The organism is Ilumatobacter coccineus YM16-304 (assembly GCF_000348785.1).
Taxonomy (GTDB): domain Bacteria; phylum Actinomycetota; class Acidimicrobiia; order Acidimicrobiales; family Ilumatobacteraceae; genus Ilumatobacter_A; species Ilumatobacter_A coccineus.
The window spans coordinates 2,349,895-2,373,735 of sequence record NC_020520.1 but is presented as its reverse complement, the minus strand read 5'-3'; the positions used below and the strand labels follow the sequence as shown (position 1 = coordinate 2,373,735).

20 protein-coding genes, 1 tRNA gene and 1 pseudogene are annotated in these 23,841 nt (G+C 66.8%); 10 read left to right on the top strand and 12 right to left on the bottom strand.

Going from position 1 to position 23,841, the window contains the following annotated elements; genetic code table 11:
- Positions 1–123: 123 nt before the first annotated feature.
- A pseudogene (locus YM304_RS25670) lies at positions 124–477 on the top strand (glutathione peroxidase); the annotation flags it as partial.
- A 112-nt stretch (positions 478–589) separates the two neighbouring features.
- On the opposite strand, the gene coaE reads toward YM304_RS25670, so the two are convergent.
- Both coaE and rpsA read right to left on the bottom strand, forming a co-directional pair.
- Entirely contained in the window at positions 590–1,831 is a 1,242-nt protein-coding gene (gene coaE / locus YM304_RS23445; protein ID WP_015441703.1) for a dephospho-CoA kinase, read from the bottom strand.
- A gap of 79 nt (positions 1,832–1,910) precedes the next feature.
- A complete protein-coding gene (gene rpsA, locus YM304_RS10720) occupies positions 1,911–3,212 on the bottom strand; it encodes a 30S ribosomal protein S1 (RefSeq protein WP_051071573.1) in 1,302 nt (433 codons plus the stop codon).
- A gap of 270 nt (positions 3,213–3,482) precedes the next feature.
- Here rpsA and YM304_RS10715 point away from each other — a divergent pair, with 270 nt between their 5' ends.
- Entirely contained in the window at positions 3,483–5,126 is a 1,644-nt protein-coding gene (locus tag YM304_RS10715) for an AMP-binding protein (RefSeq protein WP_015441701.1), read from the top strand.
- Between the two features lie 45 nt (positions 5,127–5,171).
- On the opposite strand, the gene YM304_RS10710 is transcribed toward YM304_RS10715, so the two are convergent.
- From YM304_RS10710 to YM304_RS10685, 6 genes are all read right to left on the bottom strand, one after another.
- On the bottom strand, positions 5,172–5,843 hold the full coding sequence (locus tag YM304_RS10710) for a class I SAM-dependent methyltransferase (protein ID WP_015441700.1): 672 nt from the start codon (positions 5,841–5,843) through the stop codon (positions 5,172–5,174).
- Positions 5,844–5,908: 65 nt separating this feature from the next.
- Complete coding sequence (gene polA / locus YM304_RS10705) at positions 5,909–8,578, bottom strand: DNA polymerase I (RefSeq protein ID WP_015441699.1); 2,670 nt, start codon at positions 8,576–8,578, stop codon at positions 5,909–5,911.
- 69 nt (positions 8,579–8,647) lie between these two features.
- Positions 8,648–9,232, bottom strand: a complete 585-nt coding sequence (locus YM304_RS10700; protein ID WP_041298193.1) for an ANTAR domain-containing response regulator — start codon at positions 9,230–9,232, stop codon at positions 8,648–8,650.
- Positions 9,233–9,323: 91 nt separating this feature from the next.
- Positions 9,324–9,614 carry a hypothetical protein gene (locus YM304_RS10695; protein WP_154723407.1) on the bottom strand — a complete coding sequence of 97 codons (291 nt, stop codon included), beginning with the start codon at positions 9,612–9,614 and terminating at the stop codon, positions 9,324–9,326.
- Positions 9,615–9,745: 131 nt separating this feature from the next.
- Complete coding sequence (locus tag YM304_RS10690; protein ID WP_015441696.1) at positions 9,746–10,591, bottom strand: SCO6745 family protein; 846 nt, start codon at positions 10,589–10,591, stop codon at positions 9,746–9,748.
- Between the two features lie 288 nt (positions 10,592–10,879).
- Positions 10,880–10,953, bottom strand: a tRNA-Leu gene (locus YM304_RS10685).
- A 165-nt stretch (positions 10,954–11,118) separates the two neighbouring features.
- Between YM304_RS10685 and fabD the strand changes: the two genes are divergently transcribed.
- From fabD to YM304_RS10660, 5 genes are all read left to right on the top strand, one after another.
- Positions 11,119–12,297, top strand: a complete 1,179-nt coding sequence (gene fabD / locus YM304_RS10680; RefSeq protein WP_051071397.1) for an ACP S-malonyltransferase — start codon at positions 11,119–11,121, stop codon at positions 12,295–12,297.
- Between the two features lie 27 nt (positions 12,298–12,324).
- Positions 12,325–13,293 (top strand): beta-ketoacyl-ACP synthase III, encoded by a 969-nt coding sequence (locus tag YM304_RS10675; protein WP_015441694.1) that lies wholly within the window; start codon positions 12,325–12,327, stop codon positions 13,291–13,293.
- Between the two features lie 13 nt (positions 13,294–13,306).
- A complete protein-coding gene (gene fabG, locus YM304_RS10670) occupies positions 13,307–14,029 on the top strand; it encodes a 3-oxoacyl-ACP reductase FabG (RefSeq protein WP_015441693.1) in 723 nt (240 codons plus the stop codon).
- A 102-nt stretch (positions 14,030–14,131) separates the two neighbouring features.
- Positions 14,132–14,380: an acyl carrier protein gene (gene acpP / locus YM304_RS10665; RefSeq protein ID WP_015441692.1), complete on the top strand. Its 249-nt coding sequence runs from the start codon at positions 14,132–14,134 to the stop codon at positions 14,378–14,380.
- The gene (locus tag YM304_RS10660; RefSeq protein WP_015441691.1) at positions 14,380–15,582 is read left to right on the top strand and encodes a beta-ketoacyl-[acyl-carrier-protein] synthase family protein; all 1,203 of its coding nucleotides are present in this window, start codon (positions 14,380–14,382) and stop codon (positions 15,580–15,582) included. Before acpP ends, YM304_RS10660 begins: the two co-directional genes overlap by 1 nt.
- Before the next feature lie 56 nt (positions 15,583–15,638).
- Here YM304_RS10660 and YM304_RS10655 read toward each other — a convergent pair whose 3' ends face one another.
- The 3 genes from YM304_RS10655 to YM304_RS10645 all read right to left on the bottom strand — a co-directional run bounded on the left by YM304_RS10655 (position 15,639) and on the right by YM304_RS10645 (position 18,268).
- Positions 15,639–16,328 (bottom strand): YjjG family noncanonical pyrimidine nucleotidase, encoded by a 690-nt coding sequence (locus YM304_RS10655; RefSeq protein ID WP_015441690.1) that lies wholly within the window; start codon positions 16,326–16,328, stop codon positions 15,639–15,641.
- The gene (gene fabZ / locus YM304_RS10650; RefSeq protein WP_015441689.1) at positions 16,325–16,753 is read right to left on the bottom strand and encodes a 3-hydroxyacyl-ACP dehydratase FabZ; all 429 of its coding nucleotides are present in this window, start codon (positions 16,751–16,753) and stop codon (positions 16,325–16,327) included. The genes YM304_RS10655 and fabZ overlap by 4 nt, the downstream gene beginning before the upstream one ends.
- Positions 16,754–16,837: 84 nt before the next feature.
- On the bottom strand, positions 16,838–18,268 hold the full coding sequence (locus YM304_RS10645; RefSeq protein WP_015441688.1) for an HAD-IB family hydrolase: 1,431 nt from the start codon (positions 18,266–18,268) through the stop codon (positions 16,838–16,840).
- Positions 18,269–18,778: 510 nt separating this feature from the next.
- Between YM304_RS10645 and YM304_RS10640 the strand changes: the two genes are divergently transcribed.
- Positions 18,779–19,714, top strand: coding sequence for a LysR family transcriptional regulator (locus YM304_RS10640; RefSeq protein WP_015441687.1), 936 nt, complete (start codon positions 18,779–18,781; stop codon positions 19,712–19,714).
- 63 nt (positions 19,715–19,777) lie between these two features.
- A complete protein-coding gene (locus YM304_RS10635) occupies positions 19,778–21,160 on the top strand; it encodes an acyl-CoA carboxylase subunit beta (protein ID WP_015441686.1) in 1,383 nt (460 codons plus the stop codon).
- Positions 21,161–21,220: 60 nt separating this feature from the next.
- Here the strand turns inward: YM304_RS10635 and YM304_RS22405 are convergent, their stop codons facing one another.
- Positions 21,221–22,324 (bottom strand): hypothetical protein, encoded by a 1,104-nt coding sequence (locus YM304_RS22405; protein WP_015441685.1) that lies wholly within the window; start codon positions 22,322–22,324, stop codon positions 21,221–21,223.
- A gap of 213 nt (positions 22,325–22,537) precedes the next feature.
- Between YM304_RS22405 and YM304_RS10625 the strand changes: the two genes are divergently transcribed.
- Positions 22,538–23,803, top strand: coding sequence for a citrate synthase (locus YM304_RS10625; RefSeq protein ID WP_015441684.1), 1,266 nt, complete (start codon positions 22,538–22,540; stop codon positions 23,801–23,803).
- The last annotated feature ends 38 nt before the right edge of the window (positions 23,804–23,841 follow it).

Sequence of the window (23,841 nt, the reverse complement as noted above, 5' to 3'; positions counted from 1 at the left end):
GTCGAGATGAAATTCCATGACATCACCATGACGTCCATCACGGGCGACCAAGTGACGTTCGACGACTACAAGGGCAAGCTCGTCCTGGTCGTCAACGTCGCGAGCGCTTGAGGCCTCACGCCTCAGTACGCAGGTCTGCGTGCGCTTCATCACGACAATGACGACCTCGTCGTCCTCGGCATTCCCTGCAACCAGTTCGGTGCGCAGGAACCCGGCTCCGACTCCGAGATCCTCGAGTTCGTCACGTCGAAGTTCGACGTCGACTTCCCGATGTTCTCCAAGGTCGACGTCAACGGCGAGAACCAGGCACCGCTCTACGCGCTGCTCAAGGACGCTCAACCCGGCGACGGTGACAGCCCCGACATCACCTGGAACTTCGAGAAGTTCCTCGTGAACGGCGACGGCGACGTCGTCAAGCGCTGGGCTCCGCCCACGACGCCGGAAGACATCGGCGCCGAGCTCGACGACTTCCGCTGACCCCGACGTCAGCCCGAACACTGCGATGCCGCCGGCTCCGACCGGCGGCATCGTCGCGTTCGGACCACCGATCGAGCGTTCACCGACACCGACCGTCGAGCCGGGCCTGCCGTCAGCGTTCTTTCGCCGAGAGGACGTCGACGAGCGGTACGTCGGGCGGCGGCGTGGTGGCTCGATACTGCGCTTGTTGTTCCGGGCCGAACTCCGCGAATGCTGCGTCGACGAGATCCCAGTACGTCCGGCGGACGCCGGCCGTACCGGCGTCGCGTGCCGTCTCGTAGCGCTCGATCGCACTGCGCCGTGGGACGTACACGTAGATCGGATCGCTCGTGTCGGCAGCGGTCGTGATGATGTCGGTTGCGTCGATCCGGTCGTAGTTGCGTTCGCGGCGGTCGAGGTACGCGAGTTCGTCGGCCGACAGTGATGCGATCACGCCGTTGACCGTCTCGCCAGGCGCTTCGACGAGCCCGAGCGCGACGATCACGCCGTCGTCGACGACGGTCCCGTCGTCGAGTTCCCACGACGCCACGATGTGCTCGACGCCGTAGTTCCAGCGGCGGCCGTATCCCGAGAGTTCGGCCTCGAAGAAGTCGACCCCCGGCTCGGCAACGCGCTTGATCGTGCGAGCCATCGACGCCGGACTGACCAACGAGCCGTATCCGAAGACCCAGGAGGTGCGTGGCGCCTGATCGGCTGCCGGTGCATCGCTCTTGTCACCGTCGGATGACTCACGCTCGGCGGGCTCGCCGACCGGTCCGTCGGTCGGCGGCAATTCGATCAGTTCGGCCCACAGCCGATCGATCTGGGCGACGAGGTCGACGAGATCACCGCTGTTGTCGATCACGTGCGTCGCCGTTGCGAGCCGTTTCTCGCGCGTGATCTGGCTGTTGATCCGGTTGCGGACGTCCTCTTCGTCCATCCCGCGCGCCACGGCACGCACCACGGCCAACTCGTACGGGATGTCGACGACGATCGTCGCGGCGAGTCCCTTCCTCGGGTTCTCCCCGAGCAGCGGGAAGTCGAGCACCACGAGGCGATCGGTGTCCTTGTTCAGGTCGATCTGCCGCTGGATCTCGGCCTGCATCGCCGGGTGCACGATGCCATTCAGGTCCTTCAGCGCCGCCTCGTCGCTGAACACGATCTTCGCCACCTCGGGCCGGATCAACGCACCGTCGTCGTCGAGGATCTGACTGCCGAAGCGCTCGGCCATCGCCTGCACCACCGGAGTACCGGGCGCTTGCAGATCACGCGCGATCTGGTCGGCGTCGACGATCGCGGCCCCCCGTTCGGCGAGCAGCTTCGACACGGTTGATTTGCCGGCACCGATGCCACCGGTCAGTCCTACGACGATCACGAAAACGAATGATGCCCGACTCCGAGGAGCCGGGCATCATTTTCACTTCAGATTCGGCGGTGCTGGGCACCGCCGAGGATCATTCGGCCGGAGCCTCTTCCTCGGTGGCTTCTGCGGCCGGAGCCTCGGCAGCTGCCTCTTCGGCAGGTGCTTCGACTGCGGCTGCTTCGGCCGGCGCCTCGGTGCCTTCAGTGGCGGCTTCTGCCGGAGCAGCTTCGCCGTCGCCGTAGTACTCGCTCCAGGCAGCTTCGGCTTCAGCCGATGCTTCGCCCTGGACGTAGTTGCCCTCGGCGTCGACTTCGAAGTGCTCGCGGTACTCGGCAGCGAGCTCGCCACCTTCGGCGGCCTGCTTGATCGACAGGCTGATACGACGACGTGCGAGATCGAGATCGATGATCTTGACCCACAGCTCTTCGCCCGGCGTGACGACCTGCTCGGGGCTGTCGACGTGGTGTGCCGACATCTCCGAGATGTGCACGAGGCCTTCGATGCCGTCGCCGACCTGGACGAACGCACCGAACTGAACCAGCTTGGTGACTCGACCGTAGACGAGCTGACCGACCTGGTGGCCTTCGGCGAATTCCTGCCAAGGATCCTGCTGCGTGGCCTTCAGCGAGAGGCTGATGCGCTCGCGGCTGAAGTCGACGTCGAGGACCTGCACCTTGACCGGGTCGCCGACTGCGACGACCGAACCCGGGTGATCGACGTGCTTCCAGGAGAGCTCCGACACGTGGATGAGTCCGTCCATGCCGCCGAGATCGACGAATGCACCGAACGAGACGACCGAGGAGACGGTGCCTTCGCGGACTTCGCCGACCTTGAGGTTGTTGAGGAACTGGTCGCGGGTCTCTTTCTGGTTCTCTTCGAGGTAGGCGCGACGGGACAGGACCACGTTGTTGCGGTTCTTGTCGAGTTCGATGATCTTGGCGTGGACCTGCGTGCCGATGTACGGAGCGAGGTCACGGACACGGCGCAGTTCGACGAGCGATGCGGGCAGGAAGCCACGCAGGCCGATGTCGACGATGAGGCCGCCCTTGACGACTTCGATGACCGGACCGGAAACGACTTCGTCGGCTTCCTTCTTCGCCTCGATGTCGCCCCAGGCACGCTCGTACTGCGCACGCTTCTTGGAGAGGACGAGACGGCCTTCCTTGTCTTCCTTGGTGAGGACGAGCGCTTCGATGACTTCGCCGATGCTGACCACTTCGGTCGGGTCGACGTCGTTGCGGATGCTCAGCTCACGGCTCGGGATGACACCCTCGCTCTTGTAGCCGATGTCGAGCAGCACCTCGTCGTTGTCGATCTTGACGACGGTGCCGTTGACCATCTGGCCGTCTTCGACTTGGACCATCGTTCCTTCGATGGCTTCTTCAAAGGACATGCCGAGATCGTCAGAGGTGATCTCGCGCGGGGTGTAGTTGCCCTCGTCGTCGAACGTTCCAAACTGGGATTCGGTCGATGCGGAGGTGGTAGAGGTGTCGGACAAGAGAATCGGCTTTCGAAGGGATCGATGAACGCCCGGGTCATGGGACCCTGGCGCGCGTCTCGGGACGAGAACGCAACGAGCAATGGTAACAGCAGCCCCGCAGAACCGTCCCACCGAGCGTGGCCGATCCCCGAACGACGAACGGTACCAGACCGATGCGCGAGAATGCGACGCATGTCACAGCTCTCGATCGCGGCCGGTCCGACCGACATCCCGCTCCTCGACACCACCATCGCCACCAACCTGGCGGCGACCGTCGCCGCTCACGGAGACCGCGAGGCGCTGGTCTCCTGCCATCAGGGCGTCAGGTGGACCTACAGCGAGTTCGGTGATCGCGTGCACCGACTCGCGACCGGGCTGCTGGCTGCCGGGCTCCGGCGCGGCGACCGAGTCGGACTGTGGAGCCCGAACTTCGCCGAGTGGACGCTCGTGCAGTACGCCACCGCCGAGCTCGGCGTGGTGCTCGTCAACGTCAACCCGGCCTATCGCACTCACGAGCTGACCTACGCGCTCGACCAGTCGGGCTGCCGCTGGCTCATCGCTGCCCCCGAGTTCAAGACGTCCGACTATCGGGCGATGACCGACTCGGTGCGCCCCGACCTCCCGGCCCTCGAACGGGCGGTGTTCTTCTGGGACGACGACTGGGAGCAACTCTGCGCCGGCGACGAGTCACGATCCGCCGACGTCCGGGCGATCACTGCCGAACTCGACCCCGATGACCCGATCAACATCCAGTACACCTCCGGCACCACCGGCTTCCCCAAGGGCGCCACGCTCACCCACCGCAACATCCTCAACAACGGCTACTTCGTCACCGGAGGGCAAGAGTTGGTGCCGGGCGATCGGCTGTGCATCCCGGTGCCCTTCTACCACTGCTTCGGCATGGTCATGGGCAACCTCGGCTGCACGTCGCGCGGGGTCACCATGGTCATCCCCGGCGACGCGTTCGACCCGGCAGCCGTGCTGCAGGCGGTGCAAGACGAGCGATGCACCGCGCTGTACGGCGTGCCCACCATGTTCATCGCCGAGATGGCGCTCGACGACTTCACCGACTACGACCTCTCATCGCTGCGCACCGGGGTGATGGCCGGCTCGCTGTGCCCGGTCGAGGTCATGAAGCGCTGCATCAGCGAAATGAACCTGCGCGACATCGGCATCTGTTACGGCATGACCGAGACCTCACCGGTGTCGACGCAGACGTTGCCCGGCGACACGCTCGAACACCGCACCGAGTCGGTCGGCGTGGTGCACCCGCACGTCGAGATCCGCGTCGTCGACCCCTCGACCGGCGAGACGTTGCCGCGTGGCGAGACCGGAGAGTTCTGCACACGCGGCTACTCGGTGATGCAGGGCTACTGGAACGACGAGGAGAAGACCGCCGCCGCGATCGACGCCGACGGGTGGATGCACACCGGCGACCTCGCGGTGATGGCCGACGACGGTTACGTCAACATCGTCGGGCGGATCAAAGACATGGTGATCCGCGGCGGTGAGAACATCTACCCGCGCGAGATCGAAGAGTTCCTCTACACGCATCCCGACATCGAGGACGTGCAGGCGATCGGCGTGCCCGACGAGCGATTCGGCGAGGAGCTCATGGTGTGGGTCAAGCCGCGTCCCGGCGCCTCGATCGACCTCGACGCGGTGCGCGAGTTCTGCTCCGGACGGATCGCCCACTTCAAGGTGCCGCGCTACGTCAAGGTCGTCGACGAGTTTCCGATGACCGTCACGGGCAAGATCCGCAAGATCGAGATGCGCGAGACGTCGATCGCCGAACTCGGCCTCGAGGGCACCCCCACCGCCGGCTGACCCGGCCGCGCGCCGGATGCAGGCCTCGCGGCGCCAGCTGTCAGTTCATGCTCTGGTGGCGAGGACCAGGAACTCTGCGGTGTCGACGGTCGGCGGATCGTCGCCGTACGCGCCGGGTTCGACGCTGCTGATCGAGTCGACACGCAGGCCTTCGCGATCGAGCAGCAACCGAAGTTCGCGCGGCGTGTAGCAGCCGGTCCACAGCTCCGCCGGAACGGCGACACCGTTCGCGTCGCGGACTTCGGTCTCCTCGTGGTTCACGCCGGTGTCGGCGTCGAAGTCGGCACCTTCCCAGTGCTTCACGACGAAGTACGAACTGAACGCGCTCAGGGCGAGTCGGCCGTCGGGCTTCAGCGCTCGCGACATTCCGGCGACCACCGTGTCGTCGTCGCCGCTCGCCGTCATCAAGCCGAACGCGCCCTGGCACAGGCAGACGACGGCATCGAACGAGGCGTCGAAGTCCAGCGCCCGGGCGTCGAGCCGCTCGAAGGTCGCACCGTTGGGTGCCGACGCCTGGGCGATCTCGACGAAACGCGCGCTGATGTCGATGCCGTGTGCCTCGATGCCCCGCCGAGCCAACTCGTAGCTGTGGCGACCGGGCCCGCAGCCGACGTCGAGCACGCGATCGCCGGGCTGCAGGTCGAGCGCCTCGACGATGTGGTCGACCTCCTGCACGGTGCCCTTCGTGAACGAGTACCGCAGGTACGCCTCGCCCATGTGATCGGCGAGATCTTCGAACCAGTGATCCCGCGGACGGTTTGTCTCAGAGACAAACCGTCCGGTCAGCCCTTCGCCGCTGCCCACGTGTGGCCCCACGACACGTTGACTTCGAGCGGCACGTCGAGCTCGGCCGCGTCGTGCATCAACTCGATGACGAGATCGCCGATCGACTCCTTCTCGTCGGGCGGCACCTCGACGAGCACCTCGTCGTGCACCTGGAGGATCAGCTCGCTCTTCGCGTCGACGAGCGCCTGGTCGATGCGGACGAGCGCCACCTTGAAGATGTCGGCGGCCAAGCCCTGGATGCCGGCGTTCATCGCCTGCCGCTCCCCCGCCTGGCGAACCCGGAAGTTCGAGTTCATCAGCTCGGGAATCGGACGGCGACGACCGAACAGCGTCTCGGTGTAGCCGCGCTCGCGCGCCTCCTCGACCGTGCGATCCATGTACGCCTTCACGTTCGGAAACGCGACGAAGTAGGCGTCGAGAATCGGCGCGGCTTCGTCGACCGGAATGTTGAGGCGCTGTGCCAACCCGTAGGCCTCCATGCCGTAGGCCAGGCCGTACGACACCATCTTCGCCTTCGAACGCTGGTCGAGCGTGACGTCGCCGGGCTCTACGCCGAACACGCGTGCCGCCGTCGCGTTGTGGATGTCTTGGCCGCTGTTGAACGCATCGAGCAGACCGGGGTCCTGCGCGAGATGAGCGATGCAGCGCAGCTCGATCTGGTTGTAGTCGGCCACGAGCAGTTCGGTGCCTTCCGACGCGACGAAGGCCCGCCGGAACAGGCGACCTTCCTCGGACCGAACCGGAATGTTGTGGAGGTTCGGCTTGTCGGACGACAGTCGTCCGGTCCGGGCGACGGTCTGGTTGAACGTCGCGTGGATGCGACCATCGGCGGCCACCTCAGCGAGCAGCCCCTTGCCGTACGTGCCACGCAGCTTCTCGACTTCGCGATGACGACGGAGCGGAGCGAGGAACTCGGGCCACTCGTGCTCGAGCTTCTCGAGCGTCGACGCATCGGTCGACGGCCCCGTCTTCGTCTTCTTGATCGGCGTCAACCCCTTGACGTCGTAGAGCAACTCGCGGAGCTGCTTCGGTGAGTTGAGGTTGAGGTCGGGCATGTCGGCGACCTCGCGGAGCTCGGCGACGAGCGACTCGACCTCGTCGGTCAGCTTCTTGTTGAGCCCTTCGAGTTCCTCGATGTCGACGGCGATGCCGATGTGCTCCATCTTGGCGAGCACCATCACGAGCGGGTTCTCGATCGTCGTGTACAGCTCGGCCATGCCCTGCGCGTCGAGGCTCGCCCGGATCGGCTCGACGAGGTGGTGGACGGCGAGTGCGTCCCGCCCGGCCAGGTCGGCATCGGACATCGAGGTGCCGTCGAGGTCGAGTTGACCGCTTCCCGCCGCATCGTCGCTCGGGCGGGCGAAATCGGTGTACTTCTCGATGAGGTCGGGAAGCTCGTACCTCGCTTCGGCCGGATCGATCAGGTACGCGGCGATCGCCGTGTCGAGCGCGATGCCGTCGAGGGAGCAGTCGAGGTCGAGCAGCGACCGCATGAGCGGCTTGATCTGATGACCGCGAACGTCGGTGTGTGCGGCCAGCGCCGCGTCGACCGCCGGGTCGGCGAGGAAGCCGCCGGGGATCCAGGCGACCTCGGCCGACTCGGCGTCGGTGACGATCGCCAGCCCGCTCAGCTCCGAACGGCCCGGCTCGCCCACCCAACGTGCGGCGACGTCGAGCGCCGGCACCGCGGTGATCGCTGCTGCAGCGTCGGCAGCCGACTCGATCTCGGTCACCTCGGCGACCAACTCCTGCTGCTCGACCTCTGGCCCGAGATCGACCGGGGCGCCCATCGCGTTGATGGCTCCGGCGATCCGGCCGCTCAGCGCACGGAACTCGAGGAAGTCGAACAGACGCTTCATCTCCTCACCGTTCGGCTTCGGAACGAGATCGTCGAAATCGACGTCGTCGACCGGCGCGTCGTGGCGGAGCAACATGAGCTCGAGGTTCTTGCGGGCGCGCTCCTCGTTCTCGGTGAGGTTCTGACGCAGCTTCGGCGTCTGCTCGTCGACGTGCTCGAAGATGCCGTCGAGGCCGCCGTACTTGTTGATCAGCTTCGCCGCCGTCTTCTCCCCCACTCCTGGCACGCCCGGAAGGTTGTCGGAGTTGTCGCCACGGAGGGCCGCGTACTGGACGTACATCTCGGGGCGGACACCGGTCTTGCCTTCGATGCCCTCTTCGTCGTAGAGGGCGTAGTCGCTCACGCCGCGCTTGTTGTACATGACGCGCACCTTGCTGGCGTCGTTCACCAGTTGGTAGCTGTCGCGGTCGCCCGTGACGATGATGACGTCGTGGCCACGCGCGACGAGTTCGTCGACGCTCGTGGCGATCAGGTCGTCGGCTTCCCAACCGGGCTTGTCGATCGTCTGGATGCCGAGCGCTTCGAGCACCTCACGAACGAGCCCCATCTGCTGACGGAGGATGTCGGGGGCGGCGTCGCGCTGCGCCTTGTACTCGGGTTCGGCCTCGTGCCGGAACGTCGGCTCGGGACGGTCGAACGCGACGAGGATGCCTTCGGGTTGTTGCTCGTTCAGCACGTACGCCAGCATCGACGTGAAGCCGAACACGGCGTTGGTGACCTGACCGCTCGCGGTCGCCATGTCGGTCGGCAGCGCAAAGAACGCCCGGTAGGTCAACGAGTTGCCGTCGACGAGAAGATGGGTGCCCACGTTGTCTCCGTTCGTGGTGCGGCCGCCGAGCCGGGTTACGACCAGCGGCTGCGTTCGGTTGATGTTCGGTCAGTCGGTTTCGGGGCGGAGCGAGCCGTCGAGGATGCGGTCGGCGACGTCTTTCATGCGGCTGCGCTCGCTCATCGCGGTCTTCTGGATGAACCCGAACGCGTCGCCTTCGGTCATCGAGAGTTCGTCGATCAAGACGCCTTTCGCGCGGTCGATGACCTTGCGCGATTCGAGTTGTTCGCCCAGCGTGTCGACATCGCCGGCGAGACCGCGCAGTTCGCGGAAGCGACCCATCGCGACTTCGATCGCCGGAATGAGGTCGGACTTCTGGAACGGCTTGACCAGGAAGGCGAGTGCCCCGGCGTCACGGGCTTCCTCGACGACCTCGCGCTGGCTGAACGCGGTGAGCATCAGCACACCGCAGAGGCGTTCGGCGTTGATCGTTCGAGCGGCTTCGAGACCGTCGGCACCCGGCATCTTGATGTCGAGGATCGCCAGGTCGGGTTTGGTCTCCCGGACCAGGTCGACGACCGTGTCGCCGCGCCCGGTCTCACCCACGACGTCGTACCCCTCTTCGATGAGCGTTTCGCGAAGATCCATCCGGATGATGGCTTCGTCTTCGGCTATCACGACGCGCAGGGACATGGCATGAGTTATAGCGCCTCTCCTGGGGTTCGGAGACACTCCGCGCCGATACGTGTACGCCGACCTCGGGTCGAACGCAGCGTGGGACGGGTCAGCGAGACGTCGTGAGCTGATCGAGGAGTTCGTCTTGGCGAGTCTGCAACTCGCCGATCTCGGTCAGCACGTGCTCACGGTGCTTGCGCATCGCGTCGACGTGACGCTGAGCGTCGCGGGCTTCGGCGCCCGCGCCGGGCGTTTCCGACACGAGCGCACGGATCGCCTGGTCTTCGGCGTCGTCGCCGAGGTGCCGGATCTGTTCGTCGATCACCTCGAGTTCGGCGCGCAGCGACTTGAGTCGCGTTCCGGTCTTCGAGAGGCGTCGCTCGATCAGTCGGTTGCCCACGTTCACCAGGCTAGATCGATCGGTTGCGCGACTGGCGGCATCGATTCGCAGTTCGGCTCACACGCCTCGGATGCGTCGCCGGCGACCCCGAACTCAGAGCGAGCACACCAGCCGTCGACGGCCGACGAACCTCAGCGGCCGAACACCGACGCCATGGCCGCGCTCCAGGGCCGGACGAGGTCTCGGAGTTCGGCGCACCGCGCGTCGCCGATCGCCGCGTACGGCGCTGCAGCCATTCGATCGGTCGTCGTCTCGATGTCGGCGCGGGCTTGTCGTCCGGCCTCGGTGAACGCCCCGTCGGCGTCGAGCCACCCGCGTGCCTGCAACGATTCGGTCGCAGCCGCCCACTCGTCGTCGGTGCGCTGCCGCGATGCCTTCAGAATGGATGCGGGGACGTCGCCGGCGGCACCGTGAGTCACGAGCGCTTCGCAGCCGTCGAGATCAGCCGCCACCAGCGCGGCGAGGTGCCCGTCGCCGCGAAATTCGCGCAGCAGGGTCTGGGCGTGCCAGAGCACCATGTGCGGTTCGTCGGGCCAGTCGAGTCCGGCGTTGGCGGCGAACAGCGGGCGTCCGTGCGGCTGTTCACACGCGGCCTCGGCGGCACGACGAGCAATGGTCGCAGCTCGTCGCATCTCGGCCGAGTCGAGGTCCGCTGCGTCGACGAGACGACGGATCATCGCATCGGCGGCCCGGAATCGAGCGGCGACGAGGTCGGTGGGCGTCACCACGTTCCACACGTCGGCCATGCTGCGGCGGATCAGGTCGTGGTTGAAGTTGTAGAAGGTGGCGATCACGACGTCGGCGGTCACGGCACCCATCGCCGCGGAGCGCGACGCGAAGTAGCCGGTCATGCGGTCGTCGACACCGACCGCGGCGTACGCCTCGGCGGCTTCGGGAGCGAAGTAGATCGCCCCGTGGTACGCCTCGAGCGAACGCCAGGTCTTCCTGCCGATGGTCGGATCGAACGCTGCTGCCATCCCCCGAGCATCCCAGATCCACTCCCCTCCCCACGCAGCGACCACATCGAGCCTGGCCAAAAGTCACCCCCACGCGACCACATTTGGCCTGGGCAAAAATCACCCCCACGCGACGACAATCGGCCTGGGCAAAAATCATCCTCACGCGACGACAATTTGCCTGGGCAGGAATCATCCTCGGGCCGGCGCAGGATGGGGCGGGCGACACCGGTGGCGGTGTGGCGGCGGGCGGGTCGACTCGTGCTCGGGGTGAGCGGTCGACGGCCAGCGGGCGCTGGATTCGCTGTGTACCCCGGGTCGGACTTGAACCGACACTGGACGGTGTTTGAGACCGTTGCCTCTGCCAATTGGGCTACCGGGGCGTGAGCTTCCCGATGTTATCGGTCCACGTCGCAGACTCGCGAGGACGATCGGCGCCAGGAACAGATCGCAGCAGAGATCGCGGAAGTGATCGTGACGTGGGGCTCAGCAGAGTTACCCATCGGTAAGGATTTTCTTGGGTGTCGACTCGTCTAGATTCGCCGGTGATGCTCGCATTCACCTTTCCCGGACAGGGATCACAACGGCCCGGGATGGGGCGCCCCTGGCAAGAACACGAGAGCTGGGAGCTCGTCGACGAAGCAAGCGAGGTGGCCGGCCGCGACGTCGGTGCGCTGCTCTGCGACGCCGACGCCGACGAGTTGAAAGACACTCGCAACGCTCAGCTCACCACGTTCGTGTCCAGCCTGATGGTGCTCGACGCCGTCCAGCGCATCGGCATCGACGCCAGTTTCTGCGCCGGTCACAGCCTCGGCGAGTACACGGCGCTCACCGCCACGGGCGCGCTCGGGTTCGACGACGGCGTCCGTCTGGTCAGCGCACGCGCTGCAGCGATGCACGACGCCGGCCTCGCTCGTCCCGGCACGATGGCGGCCGTGCTCGGGCTCGACGACGATCAGGTCGGCGTCGCCTGCAACCTCGCCGACGCCGATGTCTGGGTCGCCAACTACAACGCCCCCGGCCAGGTCGTCATCGCCGGGTCGCCCGAAGGCGTCGACGCCGCGTCGGCGCACGCCAAGGAGCTCGGCGCGAAGCGCGTCATGGGACTGCCCGTCTCGGGAGCGTTCCACACGCCCTTCATGACCGCTGCTCGCGACCGTCTGCGCGACGCCATCGCCGCTGCCGAGCCCCGAGACACCGACATCCCGGTCGTCTCCAATGTCGACGCCGCCCCGCACGACCGCGGTTCGGAATGGTCGAGTCTGCTGTCGGCGCAACTGTCGAGCCCCGTGCGGTGGAAGCACAGCCTCCTCGCGCTGGCCGACGCCGGCGTGTCCGACTTCGCCGAACTCGGACCCGGTGGCGTGCTCACCGGCATGGCCAAACGCACCGTCGACGGGTGCCGCACGATCTCGGTCGCCACACCCGACGACCTCGACAAACTGCTCGACTGGGTCGACGCCGGATCGGCCACCCCGGCGCTTCCCGAACTCGACGGCGAGCACCTGTTCGCCGCCGAGCGACTCGTGGTGAGCCCCGCAGCCGGGATCTTCACGCCGATCGCCGACATGGGCGAAGGCACCAGCATCGACGTCGGGTCGATCATCGGCCACGTCGGCGACAACGAGGTCCGCTCACCGTTCGCCGGAGTGCTCCAGAGCTTCATCGCCGTCGACACCGAGCGCGTCACCATGCGCCAGCCCATCGCCTGGCTGCGCACGCACTGAGAACATCGGACGACGAGGAGTCGAGCAATGCCCGCCATTCCACCCGGAGTTCGAGGAGCGGTCATCACCGGTTGGGGAGCGTTCCTCCCCGAGAAGGTGGTGACCAACGCCGACCTCGAGAAGACCATGGACACCAACGACGAGTGGATCCGTGAACGCACCGGCATCCACGAGCGCCACGTCGGCGGCTCCACGTCCGAGCTCTCGATCCAGTCGGGTCGGGCGGCACTCGAGATGGCTGGTGTCGACCCGTCCGAGATCGACGCGCTGATCCTCGCGACCACCACCCCCGATCGGCACGTGCCCGCCACCGCATCGAGCGTGCAACTCGGCCTTGGATTGAGTTGCGGCGCCTCCGACCTCAACGCGGCGTGTTCGGGCTGGGTCTACGGACTCGTCAACGCGCACGGCCTCATCGCGATGGGCGCACGCAAGGTGCTCGTCATCGGCACCGACACGCTCGACCGGATCACCGACTACACCGACCGCAACACGGGCATCCTCTTCGGCAACGGATCGGGCGCGGCCGTGTTCGAAGCGGTCGAAGGCCCCGGCCAACTGCTCGGATGGGACCTCGACTCGATCGGCGAAGCCGAGAGCGCGCTCTACTGCGAGATCGGTGGCACGCTCGAGATGGAAGGCCGCGAGGTCTTTCGTCGAGCCGTGCGGATCATGGTCGACTCGGGCAACAAGTCGATGGAGGCCGCCGGCGTGTCGCCCGACGACATCAAGCTCGTCATCCCGCACCAGGCAAACATCCGCATCATCAGCGCGGCGATGGAACGCATCGGCATCCCCGAAGAGAAGGCGATGGTCAACCTGCACCGCACCGGCAACACGTCGGCGGCGTCCGTGCCGATGGCCCTCGCCGAAGCACTCGACGAGGGTCGTGTCGACCCCGGCGACCTCATCCTCTTCGTCGGTTTCGGTGCGGGCATGACGGCGGCCAGTGCGGTCGTCCGATGGATGCCCGACGCGACAGAACTCCCAGCATGACGGAGGCACGATCATGACCGAATCAACCACAGGGCGTGTCGTCCTCATCACCGGCGGCTCGCGCGGGATCGGCCTGGCATGCGCCCACCGGTTCGCCGCCGAGGGCGACCGCGTGGCCGTGACCTACAACTCCTCTCCCCCGCCCGACGGCTTCTTCGGCGTCAAGTGCGACGTCACCGACACCGCAAAGGTCGACGCCGCGTTCGCTGCGGTCGAGGAGCACTTCGGCGGCCCGGTCGAGGTCCTCGTGTCGAATGCCGGCGTCACCAAAGACGGCCTGTTGCTGCGCATGTCGGAAGACGACTTCGCCACCGTCCTCGACGCCAACCTCACTGCGTCGTACCGCGTCACCAAGCGGGCGGCGAAGGCCATGCTCAAAGCACGGTCGGGTCGCATCATCCTGATGTCGTCGGTCGTCGGCATGCTCGGCCAGGCCGGGCAGTCGAACTACTCGGCGTCGAAAGCGGGTCTGGTCGGCTTCGCCCGATCGTTGGCTCGCGAGCTCGGTTCGCGTTCGATCACCGTCAACGTCGTCGCTCCGGGGCCGGTCGAGACCGACATGACCGCAGCACTGAGCGACGACCAACTCGCAGGCATCACCGCGGCCGTGCCGCTCGCTCGCATGGCCACCCCCGACGAGATCGCCGGCGTGGTCAGTTTCCTCGCCGGGCCCGACGCGGCCTACATCACCGGCGCTGTCATTCCCGTCGACGGCGGCCTGGGCATGGGTCACTGACGCGCCGCGACCGGTACCGACATCGCCCCTGGTGCCGAGCACCGCGAGTCACCAGGTTCCACCCTCTACAATCCACCTCAAGCCAAACACTGGAGAACTCCAATGAGTACCGAAAACAACGAAGAACTGTTCGCCCGCTTCCGCAAGTGCGCCGTCGAGGTGCTCTCGGTCGAAGAGAGCGCCGTCGTTCCCGACGCGAAGTTCGGTGACGATCTCGACGCCGACAGCCTCGACCTCGTCGAACTCGTCATGGCACTCGAAGAAGAGTTCGACATCGAGGTGCCGGAAGAAGAACTCGAAGGCGTCGAGACCGTTCAGTCCGCCTACGACCTCGTCGCTGCGAAAGTCTGATGTCGAGCGGCTCGACCGGGTCTCGGCGGGTCGCGATCACCGGATTCGGTGTCGTCGCGCCGGCAGGCATCGGCACGGAGAACTACTGGTCCGGCCTCAACGGGCCGGGCGCCACCGGCGGCCAGCACATCGAGCTGACCGACTGGGACCCGGCTCCGTACTTCGACAACGCCAAGGATGCTCGCCGTGCTGACCGCGTCGAGCAGTTCGCGCTCGCCGCGTCCGCCGAGGCGTTCGAGCAGGCCGGTGGCGTCGATGCCATCGGCGTCGAGCCGGGCCGTTTCGGCACGATCTTCGGCACCGGCATCGGCGGACTCCACACGCTTGAAGCGCAGGTGTTGACGCTGCACGAGAAGGGTGAGCGACGCGTCTCGCCGTTCTTGGTGCCCATGATGATGGCCAACGCCTCGGGCGCGGCCGTGTCGATGCGGTACAACCTGCAGGGACAGAGCGAGACGATCACGACCGCGTGTGCTGCCGGAACGCACGCGCTCAACTACGCCGCACGCCTCATCAAGTGGGGCATCATCGACGCCGCGGCGAGCGGTGGCTCCGAGAGTGCGGGCACGGCGACGTCGCTCGCCGGCTTCCGCAACATGACGGCGCTGTCGTCGTCCGGTGTCAGCATGCCGTTCGCCGCCGACCGTGACGGTTTCGTCATGGGCGAAGGCGCGGCCGTGTTCATCCTCGAGGAGTGGAGCATCGCCGAAGCGCGTGGTGCGACGATCCTCGGCGAGGTCATGGGCGGTGCGAGCAACGCCGACGCTCACCACATCACCGCTCCCGCACCCGGCGGACGTGGCGCGATCTCGTGCATGCATCAGGCGCTCGACGAAGCCGGCTTGCAGCCTGGCGACATCAAGCAGGTCAATGCGCACGGCACCTCGACGCCGTTGAACGACGCTGCCGAAGCCGACGCGATCACCACGGTGTTCGGAGAGCGAGCGGTTCCGGTGGTGTCGACCAAGGGGGTCACCGGCCACGCGCTCGGTGCAGCGGGCGCCCTCGAGGCCGCAGCGGTGCTGCTGTCGTTCGAGAAGCGTCAGATCCCGCCGACGGCCAACACGACGGAAGCCGACCCCGAGATGTCCATCGATCTCGTCACGGGTGCGGCGCGCGGCTGGGAGCCCGGCCCCACGATCTCGAACAACTTCGGGTTCGGCGGCCACAACGGCTCCATCGTCATCGCTCCACCGGCCTGACCACGTCCTGACCGACCCGTGTTTCCTTCGGACCTGGTCCGAAGGAAACACGGGCGTCAGACGAGTGGGCTGATCTCCGGTAGGTCGCGCACCTCGTGCGTGGCGGGAATGTCGGGGTTGGCCTGGTGCCCCATCGGGTTGAACCAGGCGCTGGCGATCCCGGCGTTCGCAGCGCCCAGGATGTCGCTCGGCAGGCTGTCGCCGACCATCAGCACACTCGACCGGTCGCTCACCCCCATCGCTTCGAACGTGACGTCGAAGATCGCCGGCCCCGGCTTGCTGGCGCCCACTTCACCGCTGATCACGACGGCGTCGAAGTGGTCACTCAGCCCGAGCCGAGCGAGGCGACCGCGCTGCACGCGGCCGATGCCGTTGGTGACCATGCCGAGACGGCTGCGAGCAGCAAGATCGTCGAGCAGGTCGATCGCGCCGTCGAACAGTTCGCCACAGGCGACGAGGCCCTCGACGAATGCGTCGGCCATCTCGTGTGCATCGGCGTCGAGTTCGAGCACCTCGATGAGTTGCTCGAAGCGGCGGACCTTCACGTCGTTCGGGCTGATCTGTTGCGCTTCGACCTGGCGCCACAGCGCCTGGTTGATGCGGTCGAAGTCGGCGTAGTGCCCGGCGATCGCCGCCGCGTCGACGACTCCAGCCGACCGCATCGACTGTTCGAACGCACCGGCGAGCGATGCGTCGGAGTCGAGCAGGGTGTGGTCGAAATCGAAGAGGACGACGTCGTAGCTCACGCGTCGGCGAACACGAACATCAGGTCGCAACTGGTGGCGAGCTCACCGTCGACGGTGACACGTCCGCTGCCCTTGCCGGCGCGCGCCGAGAGCCGGCCGAGCTCGACTTCGATGAGCAGTTCGTCGCCGGGCACGACCTGGCGTCGGAACCGGGCCTTGTCGAGCCCGCCGAACAGCGGCAGCTTGCCGGCGTGGGCCTCCGAAGCCAGCACGGCGCACGCCCCGACCTGAGCGATCGCCTCGCACATCAGCACGCCCGGCAGCGTCGGGCGGCCGGGAAAGTGCCCGGGGAAGAAGTACTCGTCTCCGGTGAGCCGCCAGATGCCGGTCGCCGACTCGGGTGGATCGAGCGCGACGAGTTCGTCGACGAGCAGGAACGGCGGGCGGTGCGGCAGCAGGTCGGCCGGTGCGGGCAGTTTCGACATGCCTGCATCCTGCCTGACGTGGCGGCGCGAGCCAAGCCAATCGGATGTGCCCGGCCGCTCCCCTGCCGTCGGGTCCGTTGCTGGTCAGTCCTCGCCGGGGCGGCGTACGTACTCCTGCTCGGGATCGCCTTTGTAGCCGGGAGGGAACGTCGCCACGAGCTGTTCGCGCGTGGGTGTTCGTTTCGTGCGCGCTTCGTCGGGGAGCTGCGCCGAGATCGCCTTCATGATGCGCTTCGTGTCGGCGTCGAGCGACTTGTGCTTGAGCGTCACCTCCGGCCCGACGCTGATGCTCACGGTGGGCGGATTGGTGAGTGCGAGCATGTTCGGCAGCCGCTTCGAGCGCGGCCAGACCTTCTCGGTGCCCCACATTCCGACCGGCACGACGGGTGCGCCGGTCATCTGCGCGAGGCGGGCGGCACCCCAGCGGCCGCGCAGCTTCGGTTCGAAGAACGCTGGGCCGCGAGGGATCGTGCCCTCGGGCATCATCGCCACCATCTCGCCGCCGGCGAGTGCTTCGGCGGCGGCTTCGAGTGGCTCGTCGGATCCGGTGGCCCGGTCGACTCTGATGCCGCCCATGGCTGCGGCGATCTGACCGACGATCGGAGCGTCGAACACTTCCTTCTTGCCGAGGAACCGCGCCGGTCGACCGCTCTTGGCGATCACGAGCGACATCGCAGCGACGTCGAAGTAGCTCCGGTGGTTGGCCACGAGGATGGCCGGCCCGGTGGCGGGGATGCGATCGACGTGCGCGAACTCGAATCGCGCGTACGGGTAGGCGGCAGGCTTGGCGAAGCGCATGGCGAGCTCTTGCACTTCGAGGCCGACGACGGGGATCTTGACGACGCCGGGCGACACGTCGAGGCTGAGCGTGGGCCATCGGCGAGCTGCTGCCATGAGCACCATGCGGGGGTCGGGATTGACCACGACGGGGTTGCCGACCGCGTCGAGCATCGGGGCGTCGTAGTAGCTGTCGGAGTATGCCCAGCTCTCGTCGAGTGCCACGTCGTGGGCGTCGGCCCAGGCGCGGATGCCGTCGAGTTTCCCGGCCGACCAGACGAATGGCCCGTCGAGCGTTCCGTCGTAGTTGCCGTCGCCGTCGGTGGAGTACCGGGTGGCGACGACGTCGTCGAGGCCGAGGGCGTCGGCGAACGGCTTGACCATGTCGTACGGCGTGGTGGTGGCCAGCACGATCGGCCGCCCGGCGTCGCGGTGCGACCGAAAAGCCTGCTCGGCGAATGGCTGCACGAGCGCGAGCAGCTCGGGGACGGCCGACTCCGCCGCCTCGTGCACGACGCGTTGGGAGCGGCCCTTGGCGAGGTTGACCGCCTGGCGAGCGAGTGCCATCGACGGCAGCGTCTCGCCGATCGTGTTGAACAGCCCGAACAGCAGCTTCTCGCCGGGGAACGGCCCCGAGGACAGGCCGGCCCGATGCATGACCCGGGAGAACACCTCGCCCGACGCCCCCGCCAACAACGTCCGATCCAGATCAAAGAAAGCAGCACCCCGAGTAGTCACCAGGCCAACCTAGACGAGCCACCCACGTCCCAGACAGACCCCGATTCCCTTGACCAGGTCCGAGAGAAACCACCGAGACCCGCAGCAGCAGCCCGTTCCGCCGACGTCACGTCGAGCGCAGCGAGCCCAAGCGACAGGGAGCGAAGCGACCGACTCGGAGCGCCCCAGACATGACGTCGGAACAGAGATCACCCGCGCGACACCCGAGTGATGCCGGACCTCGCGCCATCATCGACCCGCGGGAGCGACAGGGAGCGAAGCGACCGACTCGGAGCGTCCCACACGTGACGAAAACGGGAAAGGCCCCGATCCGAAGATCAGGGCCTCTCGACCTGAGGACATCCTCCGATGGGGGATCGGAATGTGGATGCCTCTCGAGTGCAACATGGGGGGTGTTGTCACTGCGATATGTGGAGTTAGTGATCGGAATCACAAGCTCATGGACAAGTATGCACTGCCCGAAGGCATCTGACAAGCAGAACTTGAAGATACTTGCTATCGTTTTTAGAGATGGATGTCCGCCAGTTGTCTGCGATCGTCGCAATCGCCGATCACGGTACGTTCTCGGCGGCTGCCCGAGCCCTCTACACCGTGCAGTCCAACGTCTCGGCGCACGTGTCGAGGCTCGAGAAGGAACTGGGCGTGAGCCTCGTCGACCGAGTGCACGGCGGCCTCACCGAAGACGGCGCCAGAGTCGTCGAACGAGCCCGCCGGGTCCTCAACGAAATCGACGACATCGCCGCCGACATGACCAGTCGGCACGCCAACGTGTCGGGTCAGGCCCGTGTCGGCGTCATCGGCACCACCGCCCGTTGGCTGATGCCGGCGCTGCTCAATCAGTTGTCGCACGACCACCCGAACGTCCGCACGATCGTCCAGGAGGGCTCCACCTCGTCGCTGGTGCCGAACGTGGTGTCGGGCGAGCTCAACGCGGCGATCGTGCACCTCCCGATCGACGATCCCGAGCTCGTGGTCGAGCCGCTCTTCGCCGAAGATCTCATCCTGCTCGTCGCCGACACGCATCTACTCGCCGACCGCGACACCGTCGAGATCACCGAACTCGACGACATGTCGCTCCTGCTGCCCCCGACGGGCTCCGCGCTGCGTCGCGTGCTCGAACGATCGGCCGCAGCGAACCGCATCCATCTGCGTCCGCAGGCCGAGATCGACGGCGCCCGCCTGATGGCATCGCTGGCGATCGACGGATTCGGCGCGGCGATCGTCCCCGCAACGGCGATCCCGACCTGGCTGACCGGATCGTTCCGCCGCATCAACGTGCCTGGCTTGCCCCGACGCGTCGTCGCCTCGGTGCGTCGCCGTCGTCCGAGCGCCAGCGCGCCGACGCTCGCAACGCTCAACACGCTCCGCTCGGTGATCGAAGCCGAAGGCGAGCTCCAGCCCGGCGTCCACCTCGAGACGGCCGCTCCCCTGTCGACGAGAGCCTGACCCGACGCGCTTCGGCGCCGGGCACGCTGGCGCGTGGCCGAACAGGCACTACGGTTGCCGTCGATGTCCCTCGTCGAACCGCAAGAAGCATTCGGACTCAACCGATTCGTCCCGAGTCGGGCGCAGAGCGAAGTCCGCTCCCTCGAGAGCGACTCCGATCTCGGCGAGCGAACCGTGATCTGGGTCGAGTTCGAAGACAACGATGATTCCAACATCTCGATGTCGTCGGGCACCTCGACGCAACTCGAGCGCGGTATCCGAGCGGCGCTCGATCAGCGGGTGCCGTTGGTCGTCGTCATGGCGTCGAGCGGCGCCGACATCGTCGAAGGCGTTCCGGCGCTGCACGGCTGGGGTCGCGTCGCCGCGGCGTTGACCGCCTGTTCCGGCATCATCCCGACGATCATGGTCGTCGACGGACCGGCGGTGTCGGGCTCGGCGCTCCTGCTCGGCATCGCCGACTTCACGATCATGACCGAGCGCAGCGCGGCGTTCGTGCAGGGCCCGACGATGGTCGAACAGTTCACCGGCGTCGCCATCACCAGCGACGAACTCGGCGGCGCCTCGAACCACGCCCGCTACACCGGCGTCGCCACGTCGGTCGTGCCCGACCGCGAAGCGGCCATCGCCGCGGCCGAAGAACTGCTCACGTACCTGCCGAACAACGTCGACGAGGAACCCCCTCGCTGGCCGCTGTTCGACCCGGCCGATCGGCCGTGCCCCGAAGCCGGAGCGCAGATCCCCGAGTCGTCCACCGGCAGCTACGACGTCCGCAAGGTCGCCGCCGAGATCGTCGACGAGGATTCCCTGCTCGAGCTGCGTGATCGCTGGGCGGCCAACGTCGTCACCGCGTTCGCGACCATCGACGGTCGACCGGTCGGCATCGTCGCCAACCAACCGATGTCGCTCGCCGGCACACTCGACATCCCGGCGTCGCAGAAGTCGGCTCGTTTCGTCGCGTTCTGCGATGCGTTCAACCTGCCGATCATCACGCTGGTCGACACGCCGGGCTTCTACCCCGGCAAAGACCTCGAGTGGCGCGGCATGATTCGCCACGGTGCGCAGTTGGTGTACGCCTACGCCCGAGCGACCGTGCCGCGTATCTGCATCATCCTGCGCAAGAGCTACGGCGGTGCGTACATCGTCATGGACTCCAAGACGATGGGTAACGACCTGTGTCTTGCTTGGCCGTGGGCGGAGATCGCGGTCATGGGCGCCGGGCAAGCGGCGGCCATCCTGGCTCGACGGGCGACCCCCGAGGAGAAGGCGGCGTTCGAGGCCGACTACACCGAGCGCCTGCTCAACCCCTATGTCGCTGCCGAGCGGGGTTTCATCGACGCGGTGATCGACCCTGCCGAGACCCGGGCGTCGATCGCATCGGCGCTCGACATCCTGGCCGACAAGCGCGAGCAGCTCGTCGAACGCAAGCACGGCAACAGCCCGTTCTGACGCTCGCCCAGCGCCATCGCCGGGGCCGGCGCCGCGCTGGTCAGTGAGCCGACGATCGGTTCAGACGCCGCAACCGCCGCCGCCGATCTCCGACAGCACGCCGTCGGAGAACTCCCAGATCGTGATGCCCGCCGACTCCCAGAACTGGTTGCGAGTCGCGACTTCCATGACGCCGTCGCCGTTCAGGTCGGCCACCGCGGCGATCGTGAACCGCCCCACCGTCGGGAAGTCGACGGGGTCGCCGAGCACGTACTCGACGACCAGGCGATCGGTGACCGAGCCGTCGGCCGATGGCGTGCGCAGGTAGATGGCCGAGAAGTCGTTCTCGGCCCCGAAGTTGGTCTCGGTGAGGTATTCGTAGGTGACGAGCACTTCCTCCACACCGTTGCCGTCGAGATCGGCTCGCACCACCTGGCTCACCAGACCCGCAGCGGCGGTGGGAGCGTCGACCAGACCGGCACCGACGGCCTGGTACTCGGGGTTCTCGACGCCGACCTGGGTGACCGGGCGAGGTTGCAACGGCCAGTCGGCCGTGACGGCGAGCGCGTCGTAGCCGAGGCTCACGGGCGTGTCGGGAATGGTGGTGCCGAGGTCGATCAACGGGCCCGTCTCGTCACCGACGCAGTAGTAGTCGTCGGCGCCGAGCGCCAGGCCGGTGAGCACCTGGCCAGGCCCGTCGGGCAGGTCGAGGCTGGTCGCGGCGACCGACGAGATCGTGGGGGCCGGCACCGGGATGATCGAGCCGTCTTCGGCGTAGCCGGCCGGGTTCCACGCCGAGCCGTCCCACCAGCCGAGCGGCGCCCACGGAATCCCGTCGGTGCCACCGCCGTAGACCACCGCCGTCTCGGAGGTGGGGGCAACGCTGACAGGCGGCGCTGGAGCGGCCGTGGTGTCGGGCGCCGGCACGTCGGTGGCCGGAGGGAGCGATTCGGTGACCGGCGCGGTGGTGACCGGCGGCTCGGACACCGGAACGGCGGAGTCGGTCGTCGGCACGTCGTCGGTCGTCGGCGCCGTGTCGACCACCGTGGTGTCGCTCGCCGGCAACGTGGTGTCGGACGGCTCGGTCAGGTCGACTCCCGGCGTGGTGCCGTCGTTGCTCGTCGTGCTCGAACCGCAACCGGCGGCGAGCAGCGCGATGGTCAGGATCGGTGCGGTCCTCTTCATCTCCTCACCCTGCCACGATCCGGGCGTCAACGCCGGTCAATTCCACCAGATCCGGGGTGTGACCAGCCCGAATCCTGCCGGGGCAACGTTGATCACTCAATGTTGATCGTCTCACTGGGGTCGCAACGGTGCCGAGCCGTTAACGTGGCGCCCGTCGAGAGATGGATCCTCTCGCCAAACACGTCCATATCAGGAGCCACGAGAGGAAGCCACGTGCCCGAAACGATCACGATCACCGACGACCGCACCGGAAAGACCGTCACGGTCCCCATCGAAGGTGGAGTGTTCCCGTCGTCCGCACTACGCGAACTCGACCCCAATCTCTACATGTTCGACCCGGCGTACCTGTCGACCGCCGCCACCAAGTCCGAGATCACGTATCTCGACGGCGCCAACGGCATCCTGCGCTACCGCGGCTACCCGATCGAGCAGCTCGCCGAGAAGTCGACCTACCTCGAAGTCGCCTACCTCCTCATCTTCGGGGAGCTCCCCACGACCGAGCAGCTCGCCAACTGGCGCCACGACGTCACGAACCACACGTTCATCCACGAGAACATGCGCAAGCGGTTCGTCGACGGTTTCCACTACGACGCTCACCCGATGGGCATGTTCACCTCCGCCCTCGCAGCCCTCGGCACGTTCTACGACGACGCCAAGCTCATCGAAGACCCCGAGGCCCGCAACCACCAGATCCTGCGCCTGATCGCCAAGAGCCCGACCATCGCGGCCATGTGCTACCGCTTCTCGGTCGGCCTGCCGTTCAACGTGCCCGAGAACGAACTGTCGTACCCGGCCAACTTCCTCAACATGATGTGGAAGGTGGGCGACTACGAAGTCGACCCGAAGCTCGAGCGGGCGATGGACATCTTGTTCATCCTCCACGCCGATCACGAGCAGAACTGTGGCACCACGGCGATGCGCGTCATCGGTTCGAGCCACGCCGACCCGTACTCGTCGGCGGCCGGCGCTGCCGCAGCGCTCTACGGCCCCCGTCACGGCGGTGCCAACGAGGCCGTCATCCACATGCTCAACGACATCGGCTCGATCGACAACGTTCCGGCGTTCGTCGAGTCGGTCAAGCGCGGCGAAGGCCGCCTCATGGGCTTCGGTCACCGGGTCTACAAGAACTACGACCCCCGGGCGAAGATCATCAAGGAAGCCGCCTACGACGTGTTCGAGACCACGGGCAAGAGCCCGCTGCTCGACATCGCGCTCAAGCTCGAAGAAGTGGCCCTCGAAGACCCGTACTTCGTCGACCGCAAGCTGTACCCGAACGTCGACTTCTACTCGGGTCTGATCTACCAGGCGCTCAACTTCCCGGTCGAAATGTTCACCGTGCTGTTCGCCATCCCGCGCATGTCGGGTTGGTTGGCGCACTGGCAGGAACTGCTCGAGCAGGATCAGAAGATCAGCCGTCCGCGCCAGTGGTACGCCGGCGCCGACACGCGCGACTACGTCGACATCGAATCGCGGGGCTGACCCGCCCGGGCGGCGACGCCCGATCTGAGTGAGTCTTG

What these genes read in the sequence shown, in the direction of transcription:
- rpsA (WP_051071573.1), bottom strand. Translation starts at nt 3,212, where the DNA reads ATGTCCTTTGAAGAAGCCATCGAAGGAACGATGGTCCAAGTCGAAGAC.
- YM304_RS10715 (WP_015441701.1), top strand. Translation starts at nt 3,483, where the DNA reads ATGCGACGCATGTCACAGCTCTCGATCGCGGCCGGTCCGACCGACATC.
- YM304_RS10710 (WP_015441700.1), bottom strand. Translation starts at nt 5,843, where the DNA reads ATGGGCGAGGCGTACCTGCGGTACTCGTTCACGAAGGGCACCGTGCAG.
- YM304_RS10700 (WP_041298193.1), bottom strand. Translation starts at nt 9,232, where the DNA reads ATGTCCCTGCGCGTCGTGATAGCCGAAGACGAAGCCATCATCCGGATG.
- YM304_RS10690 (WP_015441696.1), bottom strand. Translation starts at nt 10,591, where the DNA reads ATGGCAGCAGCGTTCGATCCGACCATCGGCAGGAAGACCTGGCGTTCG.
- fabD (WP_051071397.1), top strand. Translation starts at nt 11,119, where the DNA reads ATGCTCGCATTCACCTTTCCCGGACAGGGATCACAACGGCCCGGGATG.
- YM304_RS10675 (WP_015441694.1), top strand. Translation starts at nt 12,325, where the DNA reads ATGCCCGCCATTCCACCCGGAGTTCGAGGAGCGGTCATCACCGGTTGG.
- fabG (WP_015441693.1), top strand. Translation starts at nt 13,307, where the DNA reads ATGACCGAATCAACCACAGGGCGTGTCGTCCTCATCACCGGCGGCTCG.
- acpP (WP_015441692.1), top strand. Translation starts at nt 14,132, where the DNA reads ATGAGTACCGAAAACAACGAAGAACTGTTCGCCCGCTTCCGCAAGTGC.
- YM304_RS10660 (WP_015441691.1), top strand. Translation starts at nt 14,380, where the DNA reads ATGTCGAGCGGCTCGACCGGGTCTCGGCGGGTCGCGATCACCGGATTC.
- fabZ (WP_015441689.1), bottom strand. Translation starts at nt 16,753, where the DNA reads ATGTCGAAACTGCCCGCACCGGCCGACCTGCTGCCGCACCGCCCGCCG.
- YM304_RS10640 (WP_015441687.1), top strand. Translation starts at nt 18,779, where the DNA reads ATGGATGTCCGCCAGTTGTCTGCGATCGTCGCAATCGCCGATCACGGT.
- YM304_RS10635 (WP_015441686.1), top strand. Translation starts at nt 19,778, where the DNA reads ATGTCCCTCGTCGAACCGCAAGAAGCATTCGGACTCAACCGATTCGTC.
- YM304_RS22405 (WP_015441685.1), bottom strand. Translation starts at nt 22,324, where the DNA reads ATGAAGAGGACCGCACCGATCCTGACCATCGCGCTGCTCGCCGCCGGT.